The sequence below is a fragment of the Actinomycetes bacterium genome (assembly GCA_036000965.1).
In the GTDB taxonomy this organism is placed as follows: Bacteria; Actinomycetota; CALGFH01; order CALGFH01; family CALGFH01; genus DASYUT01.
The window spans coordinates 1-16,816 of record DASYUT010000116.1 but is presented as its reverse complement, the minus strand read 5'-3'; the positions used below and the strand labels follow the sequence as shown (position 1 = coordinate 16,816).

Sequence of the window (16,816 nt, the reverse complement as noted above, 5' to 3'; positions counted from 1 at the left end):
CAGTCCCTCGGGTTCCTCGAAGACCACCCGGGGCTCGCCTGGATGGCCAGGTGCGCCAGCCGCGGAGAGCTCGACGCGCCCAAGCTCTGGCACGCCACCCGCCGCGCCTGCCCTGACGGCCCCCGCGTGCTCACCGGGCTCCCGCGAGCCGAGCTGTGGACCGAGGTCCGACCCAGCACCTGGGACTCCCTGCTCGAGCTGTTCCGCGTGGCCTTCCCGCTCACCGTGGCCGACGTCGGCTTCTGCCTCGAGGAGGACGAGGAGCTGCTCTACGACCAGGTCCGCTTCCGGCGCAACGCCGTGGCCCGCACGACCTGTGAGCGGGCCGACCTCGTGGTCGCCGTGGCCAGAGCCGACCCGGTCGGCCTGCACGACTTCATCCGTGGCTACCAGCAGCTCGGCGAGCTCGGCGTGGACGCCGACCGGATCAGGGTGGTGGTCAACCAGGTGCGCGGCGGCCTGTTCGGCGGCGACGCCGCCGAACAGATCCGGACTGCGCTCTCCCGCTACACCGGTATCGACCCCGTGGCGTTCGTCCCCTACGACCGAGCCGGGATGGACACCGCGCTCATGGCCGGTCACGCCCTGCGCGAAGCGCGCCCCGGCTCCCCAGCCCAGCAGGCCCTGGCCGGGCTGGCTGCATCGCTGTTCGGCGAGCGCCGCACCGGACGGCTGCGCCGGACCCGGGGGCGCTGGCGCGCGGCCTGGGCGCGCCGGCTGCGCCCGCCCCGGACCGCGGGCCCGCTGCTGTCGACCTCGCCCTACCGGACAGGAGGATGAGCATGGCGACCGCCGAGACGGCCGAGCAGATCGTCGAGCGCGAGGTACGCGAGCTCGTCCGCCTGCGCGGCCTCGACCCCGGCGACGGCGACACGGCCACCGTGCGCCACCTCATCAACGAGCTGGTCGCCGAGTACCAGGAACGCAGCCTCACCGCCAGCATGCCGCCCCTGCCCGATCCCGCCCAGGTCGCCAAGTCCGTGGCGGACCGTGTCATCGGCCTGGGCCCGCTCCAGCCGTTCTTCGACGATCCCGAGATCGAGGAGGTCTGGATCAACGAGCCGGGCAAGGTGTTCACCGCCAAGGCCGGCCACCCGGTGCTGACCACCACCGTGCTGACCGAGGACCAGGTCCACGACCTGGTCGAACTGATGCTGCGCTCGAGCGGTCGCAGAGTCGACCTGTCCAGCCCGTTCGTGGACGCCACCCTCGCCGACGGCTCCCGGCTCCACGTCGCCATCCCGGACATCACCCGCCGGCACTGGGCGGTGAACATCCGGAGGTTCCTCTTGCGGGCCAACTCGCTGGAGGAGCTGGTCCGGCTCGGCACCATGTCCGGCCAGTGCGCCCGCTTCCTGGAGGCGTCGGTGGTGGCCGGCCTCAATATCGTCGTGGCCGGCGCCACCCAGGCGGGCAAGACCACGCTGCTCAACTGCCTCGCCGCCGCAATCCCGCCCCGCGAGCGCGTCATCACCTGCGAAGAGGTCTTCGAGCTCCAGGTAGGCCTGCCGGACGTGGTCGCGATGCAGACGCGCCAGCCCAACCTCGAGGGAGAGGGTGAGATCCGCCAGCGCCGCCTGATCAAGGAGGCACTGCGGATGCGGCCGAACCGCATCATCGTCGGCGAGGTACGCCAGGAGGAGTGCCTGGACCTGCTGATCGCGCTGAACAGCGGGTTCCCCGGCATGACCAGCATCCATGCCAACTCGGCGCGCGAGGCCCTGGTCAAGCTCACCACCCTGCCGCTCCTGGCCGGGGAGAACGTCTCCCACCGGTTCATCCTGCCCACCGTGGCCGCGACCATCGACCTGATCGTGTTCCTGGCCGGCGACGGCCGGGGTCGGCGCAGGGTCGAGGAGGTCCTGGCCGTCCCTGGCCGGGTCGAGGAGGACCAGGTGGAAGCCGGGCTCGTGTTCCGCCGCTTCGGCGGGAAGCTGACCTGGACAGGTGAGTACCCGCCGCACGTCGACCGGTTCCGGGCCACCGGCTACGACCTCGTTGAGGTGCTCGGGGCATGAGCGACTGGGCCGTCCTCGTGCTGCCCGCCCTGCTGGCCGCCGGCCTGGTCGCGGTCCTGCTCGGCCTCGGGGACGCGGGCCGCCCTCCGGGGCAGCGCCGAAACGGCCGGCGCCTGCGCGACGCGATGGCCCAGGCAGGCATCAGCGGGGTCGCTCCCGGCCAGCTTCTCGCCGTCTGCGCCGGGCTCGGGCTGGTGGCCGCCGTCATGCTGCTCGCGCTCTCTGGGTCGGCCTGGATCGCGCTCGCGTTCGCGTCACTCGCCGGCTACCTGCCCGTGGTCGCGCTCGGAGCCCGCCAGCGGCGCCGGTCGCGTGAGCTCCAGGAGGTCTGGCCGGACGCCATCGACAACCTCGTGTCCGGCGTGCGGGCAGGGCTCTCGCTGCCCGAGGCGGTCGCGGGCCTCGCCGACCGGGGTCCCGAGGTGCTACGCGTGCCGTTCGCCCGGTTCGCGGGCAGCTACCACGCCACCGGCCGCTTCGGCGCCGCTCTGAACGCGCTCAAGGACGAGCTGGCCGACCCCACCGCCGACCGGGTGATCGAGGCGCTCCGCCTGGCCAGGGAGGTCGGCGGCACCGAGCTCGGTCGGACGCTGCGGACCCTGTCGGCCTTCCTGAGGGACGAGTACCAGGTGCGCAAGGAGCTCGAAGCAAGGCAGACCTGGGTGGTGGTGGCCGCCCGCCTGTCGTTCGCCACCCCGTGGCTGGTGCTGCTGCTGCTGTCGACCAAGCGGGAGGCGGTCGCTGCGTACCGCGGCCCGGGCGGCGCGGTGGTATTGGCCGTCGGTGCCGCCATGGCGCTGCTCGGCTACCGCCTGATGCTGCGGATCGGCCGCATCCCGCGCGAGGAGCGGGTCCTGCGATGAGATGGCGCCGCCCAACCCCCCAGTGCGCGCCAGGAGAGGCGCCGATGAGCACCGCATCCAGACCCTCGCGCGGAACACGCGGAACAAGGGTGCACCGATGAGCTTCGCGCAAGCGCTCGTGGTCAGCCTGGCCTTCGCGCTCGGCGTGACGCTCACCGCCTCGGCCGCCCCCCGGCTGCGCCGGCCCAGGCTCGCACCGCGACTCGACCCGTACCTGCGCGGGCTCGTCCCCTCCCGCTCCCGGCTGCTCCACCACGAGGAGATCCCCCTCACGCCGTTCCCGACCCTGGAGCGGCTGCTGCACCCGCTGTTCGAGCAGGGCGCCCACCTGGTGGACCGCTGGATCGGGGGGTCGACCGGCGTGGACCGGCGGCTCCGGGAGGCGGGGCGCGAAGGGACCATCACCCGGTTCCGCGCCGAGCAGGTGCTCTGGGGCCTGGCAGGGTTCGTGCCCGCGGTCGTGCTCGCGCTCGTCCTGCCGGGCCTCACCGCAGGCCGGGTCTCAGCGCTCGTGCTGACCGGTGCGTCGGTGCTCGGGGTGCTCGGCGGCGTCCTCGCCCGGGACTGGCAGCTCACCCGCGAGGTCGAGCGTCGCCACGCCCGCATGCTCAGCGAGCTGCCGACCCTGGCCGACCTCATCTGCCTCGCCGTCACGGCAGGGGAGGGCCCTCGGGCCGCGCTCGAGCGGGCGGTTGGCCGAGCCCGGGGCGAGATGAGCCACGAGCTGGCCATCGTGCTCGCCGACCTGCGCGACGGGATGCCGTTCACCCTTGCGATGGAGCGGCTCGCCAGACGGGTCCCCGTCCCCCAGGTGGTGCGGTTCGTGGATGGTCTGGTCGTCGCCGTCGAGCGCGGGACGCCCCTGGCTGACGTCCTGCGGGCGCAGGCGTCCGACATCCGCGAGCAGCGCAAGCGCGAACTGATCGAGGCGGGTGGCCGCAAGGAGGTCTACATGCTCGTGCCGGTGGTCTTCCTGCTGCTGCCCGTGGTCGTGCTCTTCGCCCTCTATCCCGGTTACGTCAGCTTGATCCAGCTCGCCCGCTAAGCGGAAAGGACCTGCCATGCACCTGCTCTGCCTGCTGGCTGCCCGACTGTGCCTGCTGGCTGCCCGACTGCCGGTCCGCGCCAGCGACGAACGGGGGGATGTGCCCGGCTGGGTGCTGATCACGGGCATGACCGTTGCTCTCGTCATGGTGATCTGGAAGGTGGCCAGCGATGTGCTCGGCCGGCTGGTCAGTGGGTTCTTGTCCGGTGTGAGCTTCGGGAGCTGAACCGTGGGGTCCCGGCCGGCGGTGGCCGGCTCGGCGGGTGGGTCCGGTGGCGCCGGCCAGGCCGGGTCGGCGGTGGTCGAGTTCGTGCTGGTGGGGCTGCTCGCGGTCGTCGCTGCGCTGGCGGTCGCGCAGCTCGGGTTGTTCCTCTGGGAGCGGAACGCGGTGATGGGGTCGCTGGCGGAGGGTGCCCGGGTGGCGGCCACGCACGGGCGGGGGGTGGACGACGGCGAGCGGGTGGCGGCGACACTGGTGCGCCAGGCGCTGGGCGGCCGGGTGGCGGCGGCGGTGCGGATCCGGGGTGGGGTGGACGGCGACCGGGTGGTGTTCCGGGCTGTCGGGATACTGCCGTCGTTCCTGCCGGGCGTGCCTGGGCTGCCGGTGCGGATGAGGGCGACGATGCACGAGGAGGAGCGGTTGTGCGCTGGCGGCTGCCTGCCCGGCCCGGCCGGTCGTTGACCGGGCCGGCCGCGTCGGGGGAGTCGGGTGCGGCGGTGGTGGAGTTCCTGGTCGTGTTCGTGGCGCTGCTCGTGCCGGTGGTCTATGCGATGGTGGTCATGGCCGACGTGCAGCGGGCGATGCTGGCGACGTCGAGCGCTGCGCGGGAGGTCGGGCGGGTCTATGTGACCGCGGCCGATCGGGCCGATGCCAGGCTGCGGGCCGAGCGGGCGTACTCCGACGTACTGGCCAGCTACGGGCTGGGGATGGGGGAGGGCCGGGATCGTCTCGGTCTGGCGGCGGGCTGCCCGGCCGGTGCGCCGGGGGCGTGCGACGGGGGGTTCGGTCCGGGGGTGGAGGTCCGGGTGGTGGTGACCTACCGGGTGCCGGTCGCACGGGTGCCGTTCCTTGGGGTGGTGCCCGGCCCCAGCGTGGTCGTGGGCGCGACGCATCGCACGCGGGCGGACCGGTACCGGGGGTTCGGGACGTGAGGCGGAGCGGGCTTGCACGCTTCCTCGGGTGCCGCCGTGGGCTGGTGCCCGGGGCCGAGGGCCGCGCCGGTTACTGCCCGGGGCGGGGCGCCGGGGTGCGGTCGTATGGGTGGTGGGCTGTCACGGCCGGCACGTGCCGGTGGTGGGGCGCCGGGGTGCGGTCGTGCCGGTAGTGGGGTGTCACGGCCGGCCGGTACTGGGCTGTCACGGCCGGCACGTGCCGGGGGTGGGGCGCCGGGGCGGATTCGTGCCCGAGGTGGGGCGCCGCGGCCCGGGGTCGGGGGAGGATGGGCAGCTTCTGGTGTTCCTGGTGGGACTCGTGGTGCTGGTGTTGATGGTGCTCGCGCTGGGGTGGGACACGTCGAACTGGTTCCTCGGGCATCGGGCGCTGGGGAACCTGGCGGATGGGGCCGCTGTGGCGGCGGCGGGGGAGTTGGACACGGCGGCGTACTACGCGAGCGACGGGCGGGACGTGACGGTGCTGGAGCGGGCGGCGCGGGACATCGTGGGTGCGTACGTGGCGGGGTCGGCGAGGGACTCAGGGGTCGGCGGGGTGGCGGTGGTGTCGGTGCAGGTGCGCCGGGGTGGGGGCGGCCCGGAGGTGGCGGTGGGGTTGGCGGCGGACTCGCCGGTGGGGTTGCTGCGGCTGCTTGGGATCGTGCCGCCGCGGATGTCGGGGACGGCGACGGCGTCGGCGCGGCTGGTCGGGCCGTGAGCCGGTCCCTGGGCTGCGTGGGTGCCGGTGAGCAGCAGGTAGCCCGTCTGCCTGAAGCCGAGCAGGCCGGTCTGCGGGTCCAGCTGTTCGAGCTCGGCGATGGGGAAGGCTGAGAACGCATGGGACACATGCTGGTGCTCGGGCCGACTTGACGTCTCGCCTCGTGTCTGGTGCTCAGGCCGACTTGTCTCGCTTCGTGGTGGTGGGGCTGGGTGCCTCTACGCTGGCTGCATGCCTGTGTTCAGCCTCGCGCCCTACCGGGTCCTCTTGCGCGCGCCGGGGACGCTGCGGCTGGTGAGCGGCGCGCTGCTCGGTCGCATGTCGGCTGGCATGGGCGGGCTCGCTCTGCTGCTGCTGGTCCAGTCCAGCAGCGGCTCGTTTGCCCTGGCCGGCGCGGTGGTGGGCGCCTACACCATCGCGACCAGCTTGTTCGGGCCGGTACAGGGCCGTGTCATCGACCGGTATGGGCAGACCTGGGTGCTGGTTGGCAGTGGTGGCGTCCATGCAGTGGCGCTGGTATGGCTGGGGTTGGCCGGCCCGGGGACCGGGGGGTTGGTGGGTGGTGCGGTGCTGGCCGGCATGGCGAGGCCGCCGGTGGCGCCGGCCATGCGTGCGCTGTGGTCGCGGCTGGCCGACGGGCCATCGTTGCAGACCGCCTACGCGTTGGAGTCGACCTCGCAGGAGCTGGTGTTCGTCACCGGGCCGCTGCTGGTGGCAGTGCTGGTCAGCGTGGCCTCGCCAGCGGTCGCGATCGTGGTCACGGCCGGGCTGACGCTGGCGGGGACGCTGGTGTTTGCGACCTCGCCGGTCTCGAGGGCCTGGCGGGGTGCGGAGCGGGCTCGGGACTGGGCCGGGCCGCTGCGCAGCCGGGGTTTTCGCACCCTGGTCGTGGTGCAGCCGCTGGTCGCCGTGAGCATCGGCGCTTTGGAGGTGGCGGTGGCTGCGTTCGCGACCGGGAACGGCAGCCGCGGCGCGGCCGGTGTGCTGCTCGCGGTGTGGAGCGGGGGGAGCCTGGCCGGCGGGCTGCTGGCCGGCGCCCGGCACTGGCGCGGGCCGGTGGAGCGCCGCTACCTGGCCTTGCTGCTGGCGTTTCTGGCGGCGATGGCGGCGCTGCTGGTGGCGCGCAGCAACCTGGACCTGGGCGTGCTGATCGTGCTCGCGGGGCTGCCGTTCGCGCCCTGGATCGCGTGCGTGTACCTGCTGGCCGACCGGCTGGCCCCGCCGGGTACGGTGACCGAGGCGTTCACCTGGGTCATGACCGCGTTCACGGCCGGCCTGTCCGCGGGGAGCAGCCTGGCAGGGCTGCTGATCGACGGCGCTGGGGTGCGCGCCGCGTTCCTGGCCGCGGTCGCCGCTGGCGTCCTCGCGGTCGGGGTCACGCTGCTGCGGCGGCACACCCTGGTCGCCAGCCCGGCCGGGTAACGTCGCCCGCCCGCCCGGCGGGCAACGTCGCACGCCCGCCGCCGGAAGGGTTGGTGGCGGGCCTGGCCGGGTAACGTCGCACGCCGGCCGCCGGGAGGGGTTGGTGGCGGGGTCGGCCGGGGAGGGCAGCACGTTCCCGGCGGCCGGGAGGGGTTGGTGGCGGGCCCCTCCGGGTAAGGTTGGGCATGCCGGCCCGGACGGCATGGGCTGGTCCGTCCACCGCTTCGCGGACGGGAACGTATTGTCCCTGGTGGTGACCTGCTGCCTGGCTCGCCGGCGGACGCCATGCCGGCGCGGGGTGGCCTGGCCGGTGGATGTCATGGATGTGACCGTCCAGGACGAGGCCCTCGTCCTGGGGCTGACGAGGGAGGCGGGGTGGCGGCGTCGTGAGCGTGAGAGCGCTGACTCGGTCGCAGCCGCTGGAAGCCTTCCGTCATGAGGCGCTGCTGTACGCCGGGGAGACGGACTTCCTGGCCCGCACGATGCCGTTCATCCGCGGTGCGGTCGCGGCCAGTGAGCCCGTCCTGGTGGTGGTGAGCGCCGCGAAGATCGACCGGTTGCGCGCGGGCCTGGATGGCGATGCTGACGCGGTCTGCTTCGCTGATATGGCCGAGGTCGGTGCCAACCCGGCCCGGATCATCCCCAGGTGGCGGGAGTTCGTGGCCGAGCACGCCGACGCCGATCACCCTGTCCGGGGGATCGGGGAGCCGGTCTGGCGCGGTCGCAGTCCTGCCGAGCTCGTTGAGTGCCAGCGCCACGAGGCGCTGCTCAACGTGGCGTTCGCGGGTGCCCCGGCGTGGTGGCTGCTGTGCCCGTACGACACCGAGGCGCTCGACCCGGCCGTGGTCGACGAGGCCCACCGCAGCCACCCGTTCATCATGCAGGCTGGTGCCCAGCGGGACAGCACCGGCTATCTTGGCGTGGAGGTCGCGGCTGCTCCGTTTGATGCTTCCTTGCCCGAGCCGCCTGGCGAGCCGGCCGAGTTCCTGTTCGGCTTCGGCGCCGGCACGCTGCGCGCGCTGCGACGGTTCGTGTCCGGCCACGCCGCCAGCGTCGGGCTCGGCGTGGCGCGGACCGCGGATCTTGTGCTAGCTGTCCAGGAGGTGGCCGCCAACAGCCTGCGCCACGGCGGTGGGCGGGGCCGCCTGCGGGTCTGGCGGGACACCGGTGCGCTGGTCTGCGAGATCGGCGACGGCGGGCACATCGAGCAGCCGCTGGTCGGCCGCGAGCATCCGCCGCTGGACCAGGAGGGCGGTCGAGGCTTGTGGCTGGTCAACCAGTTGTGCGACCTCGTCCAGCTGCGGTCGTTCCCCACAGGGACCATCGTGCGGCTGCACATGTGGCGTCGCGAACCGCTGTCGTAGGAGCTCGTCGGGGCGGCGGGCTGGTCGTGCCGGAGCCAGACCCACCTGGTGCACGCCTGCTCGTACCGGCACGGGTGCTGGAGGCAGCCGAGGCCCTTCCCCTCGAGGCGTCACCATCTCGGTCTGGGCGATCTCACCGGGCGAAGAAGTGGATGCCGAGCCAGGCCCATCCAGCCATGATCCCCACCCGGCCGGAGCGGGTACGCATGACCCGGTTGAGCACAGCACGCAGGGGCGGGATCCGTGAGCCCTCGCGGGAGCTGAGTAGTTGGAGGCCAACGCCTGCCGAGACGATGAGCAGGTAGCCCGCCACTGTCAGGTCGCGACTGCTCATAGCCGTAGCAGGAACCAGCCGGACGCCAGCCACAGCGACAGGACGACCGACCGGCCGAGGTGGCTGGCGAGGATCGGATCCATCAGGACGCTGATCGTCGGGTGCGCCCAGGAGTCTGTGGTGAGGGAAGGCTGGAGCAACAGTGCGGCGAGCTCCCACAGCGCGAGCGCCACGAAGACCGAGACCCATGCCAGTGCCCCGGCCGGAGGGATCCGCCTCAGGGCGGTCTCGTCGCCCGCCGGCCGGCGCCACACGATCGCGACAGCGGCCGCCGCCGGCGTCCCCACGGCGACCGTCGCCGGCCACGAATAGCGGGTCAGCCCTGCGACGAGCGTGGCGTAGACCAAGCCGGTGATGGCCGCCACCGTGGAGAGCCGCAGGTTCGCCCGGCCCCGAAAGGACGGGGTCGGCTCTGCGATCTCCCCGGGCGGCCGCCTCACCGGGTCCTCGCCGGTGGACCTGACAGCGTCGGTGTTGGCATGCTCGGCGTGCGCGCGCCGGGCCACGTCCCAGCCGAGCGCCAGGGCGACAGCGAAGAGGGCCGCCCCGTCGATGACGCGATCGTCCGACAGGACGTCGAAGGTACCCGCGAGGAGGAACACGACGATCACCGGATCGCGGAGCGCGCCGAGGATGGCCCAGCCGACGGGCCAGGAGCGATCATCTGCATCCGGCGGCGTCCGGCGACCCCGCTCCTGGGAAGCGCCTGGACCTGCTCTAGACATCTGGCAGCTCGCACATGCGCACGCACCGCTTGTCGGCGCCGTCCACGACGGCGGGCTGCTCACCGTTGGGCGGCGGGGCGGGTTGTCGGACGGTCACGGGTCGACGGGCGGCTCGCGCCGGTCCCACGGCGAGCTTGTGTTGTCGTCGTCGTGCATGTGTAGCAGATTTCTCGCCCGCAGGGTACGAATACCGAGGCCCTGTTCTCGCCTGGTCCCGGGGGTCTGGCTTGGGGCGCGCCGGCTCGACACCGGTCGGCCGGGCGGCAGGGGCCAGGCCAGGGTCGGGTATCGTCAGCCGCGGGGTGACCGGTACCACGCGCCGCTCGACCGCTAGGACCAAGGCCTGGTACCCGGCTCGGGCGCCGTCCAGGAGCAGGTGGGGACGCAGCTCGTAGCGCTTCACCTCCGGCGTGCTGGGCGGTGGGGCCACATCCAGCACGAACGGGGGCGAGCTGTTGGCGCCGTCCGGTTTGCGCGCCCGCTCGAGGACGCGGCGGTCGGCGGTGTCGTCCTGGAGGGCACGCACATGGCCGGCGCCCAGCCCCGGCTGCAGGCGGTCCAGCCACCGGACGATCACCCGGCCGCGGGCGCGTCCAGCCACAGACCGGCCAACACGGTCACACCCGATGCGCTGGCCCGCGCGACCGCCCTTCCAGGGAGTAACGCTTGAGCACGCGAGGGTCGCCAGTGACGCTAAGCAGGACACCAGAAGTCTTGCCCGGAACCCCACGAGTCCTTCCTGGTCACCTGCCATGAGTTACGTGCAGGACTGCTGAGCTGCTGCTTAGAACGCCCGAATACGCCGAAAAGCGTAAACAGCTACGGGTGGGGGAGAACTGGCCGCGGCGGGTGGTGCCGGATTTGCTAGTTGTGGACGTGTGGTGCAGTCTTCCGCATCGTAGCAGCAGGTCAGGCGAAGCTCCTCCGGCGCAGACCTTCTGTGTGAGCGGCAGCGGTGGCGCGGTCGGGAGGGTGCCATGAGCGTGTTCCAGCCGGGTGTGGAGTCCAGGCCGCGCACCACAGGCGACCTGCCAGCGTTCAAGGTGGTCCGGCGGGGCTACGACCGTGAGCAGGTTGACGCCTACGTCGCAGAGGCGGGCGACCGGGTCGACCAGGCGGAGCGGGCGAAGGCCCAGCTGGAACTCGAGGTCGCCGCTGTGCGGGAGCGGCGGCCTGCGTCGTATGAGCAACTCGGTGCCGAGGCGGCCATGGTACTGGAGCAGGCGGGCCGTGAGGCGGCGACGGTGCTGGAGCGGGCCGGCCGTTCGGCCGAGATGCTGGTCGAGCAGGCGCAGGGTCGTGCCCGGACGACCGTCAGCGAGGCGCAGGCGCGGGCGGCGGACCTGATCAGGGCGGCCGAGCAGCAGGCGGAGCAGTTCCATGCGACCGCGCGCCAGCATCTGGAGGAGGTGCAGGCCGAGACCGAGCAGGTGGGTGAGTTCCGCAGGGGACTGCTGCACTATCTCGGTCGCGTTCGCGCCGACATCGACAGCCTGATCGACAAGGCCGCCGAGCAGGACGATCAGCGAACGCTGGCGGTCGCTGCCGCTGGTGGACCTCGGGTCGATGCGGCTGCGGACCCGACCGGCGAGGGGGCGTCTACGCCTGCTGGGACTGCGGGGTCCGAGCAGCTGCAACCGGTTGCGCCATCGACCGAGCCATCGGACGGTGCCAATCCGGGGTGAGCTTGGCCTGCGACGGCCGCCTGATCGCGGGTCGTTGTGCAGGCAGCGGCAACGGCCCCACGAGGCTGCGTCGTTGGCGGAGCGCCTGCACCCACGCGACGGTCAGACGATCGACTCGGTGCCCTCGTCCCAGCGCCAGCGGGCGTCGTCGCCGGCGAGGTGGACGCCGCCGACCCAGCGGTCGATGCCGCTCTGGGCGACGTGGTCGGCCTCGCCGCGGAGCACGCGGCGGCCGGCGGGCGTCGGCCGCAGGCGCGTGCTGGCGTCGATCGGGGTGTCGGACGGATCGGCCTGCAGCAACGGCGTGCGCGCACCGACCAGCCGCGCCATGATCCGCCAGCAGAACAGGTCGCCCAGGTAGGGCCGGGCTTCGCGGGCGCCGATCCGGTGGAACACGGCGCCGGCTTGGCTCCACCCGTCGCCTGTCGTGGCGAGGATGCGGCGCTCGGTGAGGCTGAGGCCGTCGCGGGTGGAAGGGTACTCGCGGCTCAACCGGTCGAACGCTTCGGCGACAAAGCGCGGCTGCTGGGAGGGCGTGGCGGCGATCGCGCCGAGGCCGGCAGGGTCCGGGGCGCGCAGTGCCGCCCAGGCGCGCGCGGCCAGCGCCACGGCGTCTGGGCTGAGCGGGCTCGCGGCGCTGGCGAGCAGGCCGTGGAGCTGGGTGGGCTGCAGCTCGCCCAGCCCGCCGAAGTGGGCGATCCCGAGGTACTCGCCGATGCAGGTCAAGGTGATCCGGCCCGGCGGCACCCGCAGCTCGCCGAGCCGGGCGAGGATCTGGACGAGCTGCAGCTGGTCGTACAGGTCGGCCTCGAACCACAGCAGGTACTCGCCGTCGCGGTTGGCCGCCAGGGTGTGGTCGCGGCGCTCCAGCCAGCGCAGGCACGCCTGGCGCCCGGCCGGGTCGTCGTCGATGAGCAACGCCGCGCGGATGCGCCGCAGCTCGGGATCGGGCACGTCGGGGACCGGTCCCTCGTGCAGCACGTCGCGCCAGGGGAGGATGCGCCGGGCCAGGCCCGTGGCGCGCAGCCCCTCGGCGGCGCTGTCGCCGTTGGTCACGTGCAGCGCCGCCGCCAGGCGGTCGCGTCCCAGCGGGCCTTGGATGGCGAGGAGCTGGGCGCGCGCCGCGGCGTAGGACTCGCCGGTCTTGGCCATGCGTGCGCGCACGCGCCGCTTGAAGTCGGCCTGCTTGGTCATGATCGCCTCCTGCGCCCCACCCCGAACCCCCCAGCGGTCCATGCGGCAGGCGCGGCCGACGATCGACACGACCCTCCGAGAGGTCAACCTCCCTTTGCCTCCTGCTGCGCTCGGCTGGGCGAGCCGCCGGAGGTTCGGCGTGGAGACGCCACCAGGAGTGTATCCGGGGGCGGGGCCCGGCCACCCCCTCCACCCCGGCGCGCGGCACCGTGGCTCCCGACGCCCTTACCGACAGAACTCTCGGGAGGCCGTTCAGGTGTTCACCTTGCTCAGGTGTTCACCTCAGCTGAGTGGCACTCGACCTGGCCAAGTAGTCACGCGGGGACCCCATAGGGGTGGAGTGTTTCCACCCTAGGGGTGCTAGGCGTGTTCGCCCGCGAATGCTTGCATCAACGGCGAGGCTCGAGGGTCTTATTTTAGGAATTCAGCTTCTGGGAGGTCCTGATGAGCGACCTCGTCGACCGCCGCCTCGGCCAGTACGAGCTCCGCGAGGTCATCCAGCGCGGAGGGATGTCAACGGTCTACAAGGCCTACCAACCCTCCCTGCAACGTTGGGTAGCTGTGAAGGTGCTCGCCCATCCTGGCGACCCGGAGTTCATCTCCCGGTTCCAGCTCGAAGCTCGATCGATCGCTCAGCTCCAGCACCCCAACGTCGTCTCCATCTACGACTACGGCGAGCAGGATGGCCAGCTCTACCTGGTCATGCAGTACGTGGAGGACGGCCGTACCCTGGCCGACCTGACCGGTGAGCCGATGGCGCCGGTCCGCGCCCTGCCGCTGGTCGCCCTGCTGCTCGCGGGCCTGGGCTACGCGCACCGGCGCGGCATCGTCCACCGCGACATCAAGCCCAGCAATGTCCTGCTGCCGTCGCCGGCCTGGCCGGTGCTGAGCGACTTCGGGATCGTCAGGCTGCTGCTCGACGACCAGGCCCCGCGGCTCACCCGGGAGGGCCTGATCATCGGAACGGCCGCCTACATGGCGCCGGAGCAGGCGCACGGCCTGCCCGTCGATGCCCGCACCGACCTGTACGCCACCGGGGTGGTGTTGTATGAGCTGATCACCGGGCGGGTGCCGTTCGACGCCACCACGCCGGTGGCAGCGCTGATGCAGCATGCCTACGAGCCGCCTCCACCGCCACGTGAGCTCACCCCTGACCTGCCCGTCGAGGTCGAGGCGATGCTGCTGCATGCGCTCGCCAAGGCGCCGGAGGACCGTTACCAGACCGCCGAGGAGATGACCGAGGCCATCCAGGAGGCCCTCGCCAGCCTCCAGCGGATACCGTCCGTGGGCCCGCCCGAGCCCCAGGCGGCCGCCTATGCGGCGGGTGTGCGTGCCTTCGCCGAGGGCCGCTTCGACGAGGTGGTCGCGCGCCTGTCGCCGCTGGCCGACACCGACCCCGGTTACGAGGACGTCGACGAGCTCCTCGAGGCGGCCCGCGCGTCGCTGGACGCCCAGCCGCGCATCGCGGCGACCGAGGGCGCGTCGCGGCAGCCTCTGGCTGCGGCGCGTACCGATGAGCCCTCCGCGGCGGGCGATTCCATCCCGGCCGGCCCGTCTCCTGAGTGGGGCGGCGTGGCCGACCCAGCAACGGGGTCCACGCCGCTTCCCGGCCCTGCCCGCCCCCCGCCCGGGCGGGCAGCGGGCCGCATTCGGCGGCCGGCGTCGCCCGGCAGGGGGCGGCGGTGGCCGACCGTGCTGGCCGGGATCGCCCTAACCGTGCTGCTGGTGGCCGCCGGCGTTGCCATCTCGGCACGCCGCGCGTCTTCCGGGGAGGTCTTCCTCGAGCCGTCGACCTCCGCGGGCGCTCTACCGTTCACCCCGAGCGCGGCCGCGCCTCCAGTCGTGTCCCCCGCCACGACCACCCGACCGCCCGCCCCGACCAGCCCCACCTCCGCCTCGACCATGGCGAGGGCAGCCGTCCGAGTCGTCCGCGGCACGGTGCCCGGCCTGTACGGCGGCACCCGCAACCGGTCGAGCTGCAACGCCCGCCTCCTCGTCAAGTTTCTCCAAGCCCACCCTGACAGAGCCGCGGCCTGGGCAGGCGTCGCGGGGGTCAAGGCCGCCGACATCCCACGGTTCGTGGCGACACTCACCCCGGTCCTGCTGCGCTTCGACACCCGCGTGACGAACCATGGCTTCCGCGACGGGCGCGCCATCCCGCGCCAGTCAGTGCTGCAAGCGGGCACCGCCGTGCTGGTTGACACCTCCGGCGCGCCGAGGACCCGCTGCGCCTGCGGCAACCCGCTGCTCGAGCCGCAGGCGGTACAGACCGCCCCGGCCTACACCGGCAGTCGCTGGGCGGGGTTCGTTCCCAGCGCGGTCGCGGCGGTCGCTCCTGGCCCGCCAATGCGGGCAGTGGTGCTCGTCGACCCCCTCACGGGCGCAGGCATCCGCCGGCCGGTCGGCACCGCAGGATCCGGCGACAGCAACACCCGTCTCTCCACGGGGGCGCCCGGTGCTCCGACCACGCCGTCACCCATCGGCACCACGACTTCCCTGGGTTCACCGACCACCGACCTCCCGGTGCCCACCATCGACAGTACGACCCAGACCACCACCACCGGCACGACCCAGACCACCACCAGCACAACCGGCTCCACCGGCACGACCCATACCACCACCAGCACCACGGGAGCGACGGAGAGCACCACGGGCACGACCGAGACCACCAGTCCGACCCAGACCACTGGGACGCCTGCCAGCGGCGCCACCGGGACGACGGCCGCAACCAAGACGACGGGGGCAGCGAGCAGCGGAACTACTGGACGCCCCTGACCACCGAGACCCCGCCTCCACGACGCGCGCAGGGACGCGAGGACGGCGAGGACGCGGCGGCGGTCATCGGGCTCGCGGGCAGGCCGAGCAAGGCGGCCGGCGACCGCTGGGGGCCGGTGCCGCCGGAGCGCTACGCTGCCACCGGGACGCGACCGCACCGGCAGAAGGGACCAGGGATCACGGATGGTCACCAGCGGACGGCAACCGCGTGGCGGCGCCGGTCGCCGACCATGACGGTGCCGCCCGAGGCGGGCGCACACGACTACCGAGAGCTGGCGCCGCCACCGGCGCTGGCCGGCGTGCTCGCCTGCGTCTGGACGCAGACCGCCGGCCCCGCCGGCCGCCACCACAGGGTCCTGCCCGACGGCTGCGCGGACATCGTCTGGCTGGCAGGGGAGCGGCTGGTCGTGGCTGGCACGGCCACCGGGCCCGAGCTGGTCGCCCTGCCGCCCGGCTCCACCACCCTGGGGGTGCGCTTCCGGCCGGGCGCCGCCGGCCGGGTCCTCGGACTGCCCGCGAGCGAGCTGCTCAACCAGGGCCCACCGCTCGAGGCGGTCTGGGGGCCGGCCGGGCGGCGGCTGGCCGAGCGGGTGGGCGAGGCCACCGACCCGGCCCGGGCACTGGCCGCGCTCGAGGCGGCGGTCGCTGCCCGGCTCGACAGGGCGGGCCCGCCAGATCGGCTGGTCGAGGCGGTCGCCGACCGGCTCGCCGGCCCGGTCCCGGTCCCGGTCGCCCGCCTGGCCGCCGACCTCGGCCTGAGCGAGCGCCAGCTCCTGCGCCGCTGCCGCGACGCGGTCGGCTACGGCCCCAAGACGCTCGCGCGCGTGCTGCGTTTCCGCCGGCTGCTGCGTCTGGCCGAGGGCAACCACGGCCGCGGCCTGGCCGAGCTGGCCGCTGCGGCCGGCTACGCCGACCAGGCCCACCTGTCGCGCGAGACCGTCCGCCTGGCCGGCCTGCCACCCGCCCGGCTGCTGGCCCAACAAGGCATGTCCCAGCCAGGCATGTCCGATTCGTTCAAGCCACCGGCGACCGTGGTGTAGCAGCATGCTGCGACCACCCATCGGCCCGAAAGGAGCGAGATGAAAGTCCTGTTCGTGGCGAGCGTCGCCCCGATCGCCAGGGATCCCGAGGACAGCCGGCGGCTGTACGTGGACGCCCTCGGCCTGCCGCTGGAGCGTCAGGATGACGACGACTACGCCCACAGCGAGAAGGTCGACGGCGTCCGGCACTTCGGAGTCTGGCCGCTGCATCAGGCCGCCCAGGCCTGCTTCGGGACCGACGCCTGGCCCGACGACGTCCCGGTGCCCCAAGCCAGCGTCGAGTTCGACGTCGACGACGTGGAGACCGCGGCCAAGGAGCTGCAGGCCAAGGGCCACCGGCTGCTGCACGGCCCCCGCACCGAGCCTTGGGGCCAGACCGTCGCCCGCCTGCTCAGCCCCGAGGGGCTGATCGTGGGCGTCGGCCACACTCCCTGGATGCGCTGACCTGGAGCGCCTCGCGCGGGCGGCCCAGCGGCGCCACCTA

The 16,816-nt window shown here is 73.3% G+C and carries 17 protein-coding genes; 14 read left to right on the top strand and 3 right to left on the bottom strand.

The genetic code is table 11. The features are described 5' to 3' along the window. The 10 genes from VG276_09540 to VG276_09495 form a co-directional block, all read left to right on the top strand. A partial coding sequence (locus VG276_09540) for a hypothetical protein (GenBank protein HEV8649629.1) occupies positions 1–780 on the top strand: 780 nt, incomplete at its 5' end. Positions 781–782: 2 nt separating this feature from the next. After that, entirely contained in the window at positions 783–2,018 is a 1,236-nt protein-coding gene (locus tag VG276_09535; GenBank protein ID HEV8649628.1) for an ATPase, T2SS/T4P/T4SS family, read from the top strand. Next, on the top strand, positions 2,015–2,881 hold the full coding sequence (locus VG276_09530; protein HEV8649627.1) for a type II secretion system F family protein: 867 nt from the start codon (positions 2,015–2,017) through the stop codon (positions 2,879–2,881). Before VG276_09535 ends, VG276_09530 begins: the two co-directional genes overlap by 4 nt. A 97-nt stretch (positions 2,882–2,978) precedes the next feature. Then, entirely contained in the window at positions 2,979–3,926 is a 948-nt protein-coding gene (locus tag VG276_09525; GenBank protein HEV8649626.1) for a type II secretion system F family protein, read from the top strand. 16 nt (positions 3,927–3,942) lie between these two features. Then, the gene (locus VG276_09520) at positions 3,943–4,152 is read left to right on the top strand and encodes a hypothetical protein (protein HEV8649625.1); all 210 of its coding nucleotides are present in this window, start codon (positions 3,943–3,945) and stop codon (positions 4,150–4,152) included. Positions 4,153–4,155: 3 nt separating this feature from the next. Next, positions 4,156–4,608 carry a TadE/TadG family type IV pilus assembly protein gene (locus VG276_09515; GenBank protein HEV8649624.1) on the top strand — a complete coding sequence of 151 codons (453 nt, stop codon included), beginning with the start codon at positions 4,156–4,158 and terminating at the stop codon, positions 4,606–4,608. Next, positions 4,569–5,078, top strand: coding sequence for a hypothetical protein (locus tag VG276_09510; protein HEV8649623.1), 510 nt, complete (start codon positions 4,569–4,571; stop codon positions 5,076–5,078). The genes VG276_09515 and VG276_09510 overlap by 40 nt, the downstream gene beginning before the upstream one ends. A gap of 301 nt (positions 5,079–5,379) precedes the next feature. Then, entirely contained in the window at positions 5,380–5,793 is a 414-nt protein-coding gene (locus tag VG276_09505; protein HEV8649622.1) for a pilus assembly protein TadG-related protein, read from the top strand. Positions 5,794–6,024: 231 nt separating this feature from the next. Next, a complete protein-coding gene (locus VG276_09500; protein HEV8649621.1) occupies positions 6,025–7,215 on the top strand; it encodes an MFS transporter in 1,191 nt (396 codons plus the stop codon). A gap of 386 nt (positions 7,216–7,601) precedes the next feature. After that, positions 7,602–8,579 (top strand): sensor histidine kinase, encoded by a 978-nt coding sequence (locus VG276_09495; protein HEV8649620.1) that lies wholly within the window; start codon positions 7,602–7,604, stop codon positions 8,577–8,579. Between the two features lie 133 nt (positions 8,580–8,712). On the opposite strand, the gene VG276_09490 is transcribed toward VG276_09495, so the two are convergent. Both VG276_09490 and VG276_09485 read right to left on the bottom strand, forming a co-directional pair. Further along, positions 8,713–8,913 (bottom strand): DUF6186 family protein, encoded by a 201-nt coding sequence (locus VG276_09490; GenBank protein HEV8649619.1) that lies wholly within the window; start codon positions 8,911–8,913, stop codon positions 8,713–8,715. Continuing rightward, a complete protein-coding gene (locus VG276_09485) occupies positions 8,910–9,524 on the bottom strand; it encodes a hypothetical protein (GenBank protein ID HEV8649618.1) in 615 nt (204 codons plus the stop codon). Before VG276_09485 ends, VG276_09490 begins: the two co-directional genes overlap by 4 nt. Before the next feature lie 1,157 nt (positions 9,525–10,681). On the opposite strand from VG276_09485, the gene VG276_09480 reads away from it, so the two are divergent. Beyond that, the gene (locus tag VG276_09480) at positions 10,682–11,323 is read left to right on the top strand and encodes a DivIVA domain-containing protein (GenBank protein HEV8649617.1); all 642 of its coding nucleotides are present in this window, start codon (positions 10,682–10,684) and stop codon (positions 11,321–11,323) included. Positions 11,324–11,425: 102 nt separating this feature from the next. Here VG276_09480 and VG276_09475 read toward each other — a convergent pair whose 3' ends face one another. Further along, positions 11,426–12,517, bottom strand: a complete 1,092-nt coding sequence (locus tag VG276_09475; protein HEV8649616.1) for a DUF1835 domain-containing protein — start codon at positions 12,515–12,517, stop codon at positions 11,426–11,428. A gap of 444 nt (positions 12,518–12,961) precedes the next feature. Between VG276_09475 and VG276_09470 the strand changes: the two genes are divergently transcribed. The 3 genes from VG276_09470 to VG276_09460 all read left to right on the top strand — a co-directional run bounded on the left by VG276_09470 (position 12,962) and on the right by VG276_09460 (position 16,776). After that, on the top strand, positions 12,962–15,292 hold the full coding sequence (locus tag VG276_09470; GenBank protein ID HEV8649615.1) for a DUF6777 domain-containing protein: 2,331 nt from the start codon (positions 12,962–12,964) through the stop codon (positions 15,290–15,292). Between the two features lie 230 nt (positions 15,293–15,522). Continuing rightward, a complete protein-coding gene (locus tag VG276_09465) occupies positions 15,523–16,332 on the top strand; it encodes a DUF6597 domain-containing transcriptional factor (GenBank protein ID HEV8649614.1) in 810 nt (269 codons plus the stop codon). Positions 16,333–16,371: 39 nt separating this feature from the next. Then, on the top strand, positions 16,372–16,776 hold the full coding sequence (locus tag VG276_09460) for a VOC family protein (GenBank protein ID HEV8649613.1): 405 nt from the start codon (positions 16,372–16,374) through the stop codon (positions 16,774–16,776). The last annotated feature ends 40 nt before the right edge of the window (positions 16,777–16,816 follow it).